Annotated in this window: 5 protein-coding genes and 1 rRNA gene; all 6 read right to left on the reverse strand. The window is 41.7% G+C overall.

The genetic code is table 11. From position 1 onward, the window contains the following. Positions 1 to 3 precede the first annotated feature (3 nt). Entirely contained in the window at positions 4 to 1,377 is a 1,374-nt protein-coding gene (radA, locus tag ACFQ4X_RS16900) for a DNA repair protein RadA (protein ID WP_379837295.1), read from the reverse strand. Positions 1,378 to 1,663: 286 nt separating this feature from the next. Next, positions 1,664 to 4,084 carry an ATP-dependent protease ATP-binding subunit ClpC gene (gene clpC / locus ACFQ4X_RS16905; protein WP_379837297.1) on the reverse strand — a complete coding sequence of 807 codons (2,421 nt, stop codon included), beginning with the start codon at positions 4,082 to 4,084 and terminating at the stop codon, positions 1,664 to 1,666. A gap of 14 nt (positions 4,085 to 4,098) precedes the next feature. Beyond that, positions 4,099 to 5,169: a protein arginine kinase gene (locus ACFQ4X_RS16910; protein WP_379837299.1), complete on the reverse strand. Its 1,071-nt coding sequence runs from the start codon at positions 5,167 to 5,169 to the stop codon at positions 4,099 to 4,101. A gap of 4 nt (positions 5,170 to 5,173) precedes the next feature. Continuing rightward, positions 5,174 to 5,707, reverse strand: a complete 534-nt coding sequence (locus ACFQ4X_RS16915) for a UvrB/UvrC motif-containing protein (protein WP_066285466.1) — start codon at positions 5,705 to 5,707, stop codon at positions 5,174 to 5,176. Between the two features lie 36 nt (positions 5,708 to 5,743). After that, entirely contained in the window at positions 5,744 to 6,211 is a 468-nt protein-coding gene (locus ACFQ4X_RS16920; protein WP_066285464.1) for a CtsR family transcriptional regulator, read from the reverse strand. An 872-nt stretch (positions 6,212 to 7,083) separates the two neighbouring features. Further along, positions 7,084 to 7,169: ribosomal RNA gene (rrf, locus tag ACFQ4X_RS16925) — 5S ribosomal RNA — on the reverse strand; the annotation flags it as partial.

The raw sequence follows: 7,169 nt of genomic DNA on the forward strand, positions 1-7,169 counted from the left end.
GCTTTACCCTCCTAACGCTGCTTGTAATGCCTCATAAACGGTAGATACACCAACGACTTTTATTCCTTTTGGAACAGTCCAGCCGCCGATATTTTTATCAGGTATAATAGCACGCGTAAATCCTAGCTTTGCTGCTTCATGTACTCGTTGTTCAATACGGGAAACCCTTCGCACTTCTCCCGTTAAGCCAATTTCTCCGATCATTACATCCGTAGGTTTTGTCGGTGCATCTCTGAAGCTTGATGCGATGCTGATCGCAACAGCAAGATCAATCGCAGGTTCATCGAGCCTCACTCCGCCTGCGACATTTAAATAAGCATCTTGATTCTGCAGCAGCAATCCGACTCTTTTCTCTAAAACAGCCATCAATAGCGATACACGGTTATGATCGATGCCGGTAGCCATTCTCCTAGGGTTTCCAAAACTGGTCGGCGAAATAAGTGCCTGAAGCTCAACAAGCATCGGCCGCGTTCCTTCAAGTGAAGCTACAACTGTAGAGCCGGCTGCCCCTTTTGAACGTTCTTCTAAGAAAATTTCAGAAGGATTCAATACTTCTTCCAATCCTTCTTCCTTCATCTCAAAAACACCAATCTCGTTCGTTGATCCAAAACGGTTCTTAACTGCTCTTAAGATACGGAAAGTATGGTGTCTTTCACCTTCAAAATAAAGCACAGCGTCTACCATGTGCTCCAAAAGGCGAGGTCCGGCAATTGCACCTTCTTTTGTAACATGTCCAACGATAAATATTGCAATTCCTTTTGTTTTCGCCATTCTCATTAAATGCGATGTACATTCTCTTACTTGCGAAACACTTCCTGGTGCTGAAGTTACTTCAGACCGATAAACGGTTTGAATGGAATCAATGATCATTACAGATGGCATAACGTCAGCCATTGCCTGCTCTATCAGTTCCAAATCCGTTTCAGCTAATACAAACAAATCCTTCGCAGCGATTTCGAGTCTGTCCGCTCTTAACTTTGTTTGTTTAACAGATTCTTCACCAGATATGTAGAGAACACGTTCTCCTTTTTGAGCAAGCTGTGCTGATGTCTGAAGGAGAAGTGTTGATTTTCCGATTCCCGGATCTCCGCCAACTAAAACTAAAGAGCCTGGAACAATCCCTCCGCCTAAAACACGGTTAAACTCCTGATAATTTGTAGGAATACGAGGTTCCTGCTCACTTTTAACTTCCACAATCGACTGTGGTTTCTGCTTAAGATTTGAGTCTCCAGAACTAAGCCCTCTTACATTCTTTTCAGGACGGATGGTTTCTTCCACCATCGTATTCCACGCCTGGCATCCTGGACATTTCCCCATCCATTTTGGAGACTCATAACCGCAATCCTGGCACAGAAAGATTGATTTTACTTTCGCCATCTAAAAAAACTCCTCTTCCAAACTTCACACCTTAAAAACATGCTATTTATACAATCCGAAGCTTTTATATATTAAACAGTTAAATGCTATAAATAAAAAAATTTACTCAATAATATCATAACATAAAACCTAACAACTCTTTCCATTTACGCTCTGCAAAAAAGGACGAAACGTAAGAATTATTTCGACAAAAACCCGGAGGACATGACTGCCTTCCGGGTTTTTTTGCAAGATATTCTCTTTTACTCTTTTTCACCGGCCAAAACCGGTCTGTTAATTCATTAAGTTACACCGTTTCAACAACAAAGTCGTTCTCTTCAACGTCAATTTTAACCGTTTGCCCTTTGTTGATATTTCCTTTTAGCAGTTCTTCAGACAATCTATCCTCGATTTTACGCTGAAGCGCTCTTCTAAGCGGACGAGCTCCATAATCAGGGTCATATCCTTCTTCTGTAATCTTCTCTAGTGCAGCCTGACTAAGCTCAATCTCAATGCCTTGATCACTCAGACGCTTCTTCAAGGAATCTGCCATGAGACCTACAATTCTTAATAAGTGCTCTTTCTCTAGAGAATGGAAGACAATGATTTCATCGATACGGTTTAAGAACTCTGGACGGAACGCGCGCTTTAATTCATCCATTACTTTAGACTTCATATCGTTGTATTTCTGTCCTTCATTATGAACAGCAAAACCTAGTGAACGGTTGCGCTTTAACGTGCTCGCACCAACGTTTGATGTCATGATCACAACCGTATTGCGGAAGTCGACAGTACGTCCTTTAGAATCTGTCAGACGCCCATCTTCGAGCACTTGAAGCAGAATGTTGAATACTTCTGGATGTGCTTTTTCAATTTCGTCAAGCAAGATAACAGAGTAAGGCTTTCTTCTTACTTTCTCTGTTAACTGTCCGCCTTCTTCATGCCCGACATAACCTGGAGGAGATCCAACAAGTCTTGAGGTTGTATGCTTCTCCATGTACTCAGACATGTCGATGCGGATAATCGCATCTTCATCTCCGAAAAGTGTTTCAGCAACAGCTCTAGCAAGCTCCGTTTTACCAACACCAGTCGGTCCTAAGAATATGAACGAACCAATCGGACGCTTAGGATCTTTCAATCCTGCACGAGCTCTTCGGATAGCTTTTGAAATAGCCGTTACCGCTTCGGACTGGCCGATTACGCGGTCATGAAGAATTTCTTCCATCTTCAGCAGGCGTTCTGTTTCTTCTTCTGCAAGTTTAGAAACCGGCACTCCCGTCCACGAAGATACAACTTGCGCGATATCTTCAGGCGTAACTTCTGTATTTTCTTTTCCTTGTTTTTCTTTCCAAACGTCCTTCGTCTTTTCAAGCTCTTCACGAAGACGCTGTTCTGAATCACGCAATGACGCTGCTTTTTCAAACTCCTGACTTTGAACAGCTGCGTCCTTTTCTTTACGGACTTCTTCAAGCTTTTGCTCGAGTTCTTTTAAGTTTGGCGGAGCTGTGTAAGAACGAAGACGTACTTTTGATGCAGCTTCGTCAATTAAGTCGATCGCTTTATCCGGCAAGAAACGGTCTGAGATATAGCGGTCAGATAATGAAACAGATGCTTCGATCGCCTCATCCGTGATGGTTACACGGTGGTGAGCCTCATAGCGGTCACGAAGCCCTTGGAGAATCTGGATGCTTTCATCCTTCGTTGGCTCATTAACCGTTATCGGCTGGAAGCGGCGTTCAAGCGCAGCGTCTTTTTCAATATACTTTCTATATTCATCAAGTGTTGTAGCACCAATACATTGAAGCTCACCACGGGCAAGAGCAGGTTTTAAAATGTTAGATGCATCGATCGCACCTTCTGCTCCGCCTGCACCAATCAATGTGTGAAGTTCGTCAATGAACAGAATGATATTGCCAGCCTGGCGAATTTCATCCATTACCTTTTTCAGTCGGTCCTCAAATTCACCTCTGTATTTTGTACCCGCAACAACAGTACCCATATCAAGCGTCATAACTCGCTTATCGCGAAGTGTTTCTGGCACCTCATTATTAATGATCTGCTGTGCTAAGCCTTCAGCAATCGCCGTTTTACCTACACCAGGCTCCCCAATCAGCACAGGGTTGTTTTTCGTACGGCGGCTTAATACTTCGATAACACGCTGTATTTCCTTCGCACGCCCTATAACAGGGTCAAGTGAACCATCACGTGCAATTGCTGTCAGATCGCGAGCTAAGCTGTCTAGTGTCGGTGTATTTGCGCTGGCAGATGAACCTCTATGGCTGGAAGAAGATTCATTGCTTCCTAGCAATTGAAGCACTTGCTGACGCGCCTTGTTCAGACTCACACCAAGGTTGTTCAATACTCTTGCTGCTACGCCTTCACCTTCACGGATTAATCCTAATAAAATATGTTCTGTTCCAACATACGAGTGTCCTAATTTACGAGCTTCGTCCATTGAAAGCTCAATCACCTTTTTAGCACGCGGTGTATAATGAATCGTTTGAACAGCTTCCTGTCCACGGCCGATTAACGTTTCCACTTCTTTTTGAATTTTTTCAGGTCCTAAACCAAGTACTTGGAGAGCCTTTGCCGCAATACCCTCGCCTTCCCTGATCAATCCTAACAAAATATGCTCAGTTCCCACATTGTTATGACCTAATCGAATTGCTTCTTCTTGTGCTAACGCTAATACTTTTTGAGCTCGCTCTGTAAAACGGCCAAACATCATACCCTTCACGCTCCTTATCGGTTTTCCAATTTTATTCTTTCTCTGATTAAAGTGGCTCTTCTTATGTCACGTTCGTCTGGAGTTAGAACTTCACCTGCATATTGTTGAAGAAAACCTGGTTGTGTAAGTATCATAAGTTCATTTAAGATTGTTTTCGAAATACCAGGCAAGATTTCTAAGTCGATGCCAAGCCTTACATCTGATAAGCATTTGGCAGCTTCTTTTGATTGGATAATCCTGCTGTTTTCCAATGTTCCCAATGAACGGTATAACTTATCTTCAAGCTGTAGTTTCAAACCATCCTGCAGCTGTTTTCTGGCAGCACGTTCTTGCTGAATAACCTGCATGACGACACCAGCTAGATCTTCCATTATATCCTCTTCTGACTTGCCTAGTGTCATCTGATTTGAAATCTGAAAAATGTTCCCCTGCGCTTCTGTTCCTTCCCCATATATTCCTCTAACGGCTAATCCAAGCTGATTAATCGCCGGAATAATACGGCTCATCTTCTTTGTCAGAACCAAAGCGGGGAGATGCATCATAACCGAGGCTCTAAGTCCTGTTCCTACGTTAGTCGGACAGCTCGTTAAATAACCTCGCTTTTCATCGAATGCGTAATCTGCATTTCTTTCAATAAAATCATCGATTACATTTGCTTTATGAAGCACTTCTTCGAGTTGAAAACCTGGTGCTAAGCATTGAATGCGGATATGGTCTTCCTCATTTAGCATGATGCTGACTGACTCATCCTCATTCATAAGCACCGCCCCGTATTTTGCCTGTTCAGCAAGATTTGGACTTATAAGGTGTTTCTCAACAAGTACCCTTTTTTGAATCGGTTTTAACTCTTCCATTACCAGCATTTCCAAATTTTCTGCATCTGGTACATCCTTTTCTTCATTTATGAAAGAAGAAATAGATGAAATCACCTCATGAGCAGATTCTTTGTCTGCTGCGATAGGAAAAACAAACTGCTGAAGATTTCTTGCAAGTCGGACACGGCTTGAGAGAACAATATCTGATTCCGGTCCTTCCCTTTTCATCCAGGGACTGATGGCATCACTGATAAATCGCTCTAGAGACATAAGTTTACGTATCCCTCCCCTGCTGCAAGCGGTGCTCAATCTCTCTTATTTCATCTCTTGTTTCAGCAGCCTTTTCGAATTCCTCATTTAATATATACTGCTGCATGGCTTGCTTTAATTGCTGAAGCTGCTTTTTTTCTTGAATGCTGCTTCCTGCCCGTAATGGGATTTTCCCCGCATGCAATGTATTGCCGCCATGAACCCGTTTAAAGATAGGATTTAATTTGGATTCAAAAGCTTTATAGCAATTATCACATCCAAAGCGGCCAATTTTAGCAAACTGATAATAACTCATTCCACATTTTTCACAAGCTAATGATGGCGGAATAAAGTTAGATGATGGTGTGTTCGGAACATGTCCATCACCATGCAGAAGACCAGAAAGCAATTGGTGAATGGAAAAGGAATTCGACCCCGGCAGGAATTCTCCTTTTTCTTTAGCACAATGTTCACAAATGTGAAATTCTGTTTTCTCACCATTTATGATCTTAGTAAAATGCAATGACGCTTCACGTTCATGGCATTCTTCACAATTCATTCTGCTCCCTCCCTTTATATAGAATGAAAAAAAGGGCTATGTGGTTCTATATTTTAAAGTTTTTATCATAGCTTTTAAAAGTTCTGCTCGCAATTCATCTCTATCCGGAAGATTCAGCTTTAAGATGGAACGATCCATAACGCTTAACATCAGCCTTGCTTCACGTTCACGGACAATGTTTTCTTCCAATAGTCTCTTAATTACATTTTCTGCGTTACCTTGTGATATCCTTTCACCAATCAAGGTTGTTAAGTGATCGATAAGATGTGCGGAGCTCTCGGTTCGAACTTTCATGATCCGGATATAACCGCCTCCACCTCTTTTACTTTCCACCACAAATCCTTTTTCAACCGTAAATCTCGTGTTGATTACATAATTTATTTGAGAAGGTACGCATTGAAACCTTTCAGCAATATCTGTCCGTTTAATCTCGATGGCCAAATCGTTTGTGCTTGAGAGAATTTGCTTTAAATAATTTTCAATCACATCTGAAATATTCCTCATTTCCCCTCCCCCTTCTGACTTTGACTAACTTTGACTATACCCTTATTATAGCCTGGTTTTTTCCGAAAATGCAAATCTCTATGCCTCCATTATTGCCTCATGAGTCGTGCTTTAACCTGTATGATTCTGTCGAAAAGATGTTGGTTTTGGATTTGTTTTGATAGGATTTGCTGGTGAGGGTTTTTGGATGGGATTGGATTGGATGTGTTGCTGGTTGAGTAAAGCCAGGGGATATTGTGGAGATGGATGGAGGTGAGTTTCTGATTGGCGCAGCATTTGACGATATTGTTGGGTTTTCTGCTGAGAGGTTTATTAGGGGTAAAGTCTGTTCAGGCCGTAATTTTATTTTCTAGGCGGTAATTTGGATTTATAGACCGTAATTAAATTTTCTAGGCTCTAAATCTTACTTTTTAAGCTGTAATTTTTCATTTATAGACTTTTCGACAAAAGTGCTCTGAAGGGAGATGGTTTACATCTTCTACCTTATTTATTTATTTATTTATTTATGTTGATCCTTAATGGTCAAGCATAAAATAGGCTAGAGTAAGTGCTTTAAGCTTTTACGGTACGTGTTCTTTTATTTGTTACACGTTCGCTCAAGATTACCCTCTCTTCGCTCAAAATCACCGAGTTGCGCTCAGAATCATCGTTTTACGCTCAGAATGGTGTCCTGTTCGCTCAAACTGCAGATTCGTTTCATGCTGTGCACCTTCTCTTATTATAAAAAACAGCTATATAAGCAGCTTTCCATAGAACCACGAGCGTATAATTTTACAGACAAGGGCTTATCTTTCTTGTTTTGATCAAATAACGGTGCTTTTTTGATTTAAATACAAAAAAAAGAAGATGGATATTCATCCATCTTCCTCATTGCCTAGCGACGTCCTACTCTAACAGGGGGAGACCCCCAACTACCATCGGCGCTGAAGAGCTTAACTTCCGTGTTCGGTATGGGAAC

Source organism: Fictibacillus halophilus (assembly GCF_042680145.1).
Lineage (GTDB): Bacteria > Bacillota > Bacilli > Bacillales > Fictibacillaceae > Fictibacillus > Fictibacillus halophilus_A.

Bases quoted from the DNA above. Each gene is read 5' to 3' on its own strand.
- ACFQ4X_RS16920 (WP_066285464.1), bottom strand. From the start codon at position 6,211: ATGAGGAATATTTCAGATGTGATTGAAAATTATTTAAAGCAAATTCTC.
- ACFQ4X_RS16910 (WP_379837299.1), bottom strand. From the start codon at position 5,169: ATGTCTCTAGAGCGATTTATCAGTGATGCCATCAGTCCCTGGATGAAA.
- radA (WP_379837295.1), bottom strand. From the start codon at position 1,377: ATGGCGAAAGTAAAATCAATCTTTCTGTGCCAGGATTGCGGTTATGAG.
- clpC (WP_379837297.1), bottom strand. From the start codon at position 4,084: ATGATGTTTGGCCGTTTTACAGAGCGAGCTCAAAAAGTATTAGCGTTA.
- ACFQ4X_RS16915 (WP_066285466.1), bottom strand. From the start codon at position 5,707: ATGAATTGTGAAGAATGCCATGAACGTGAAGCGTCATTGCATTTTACT.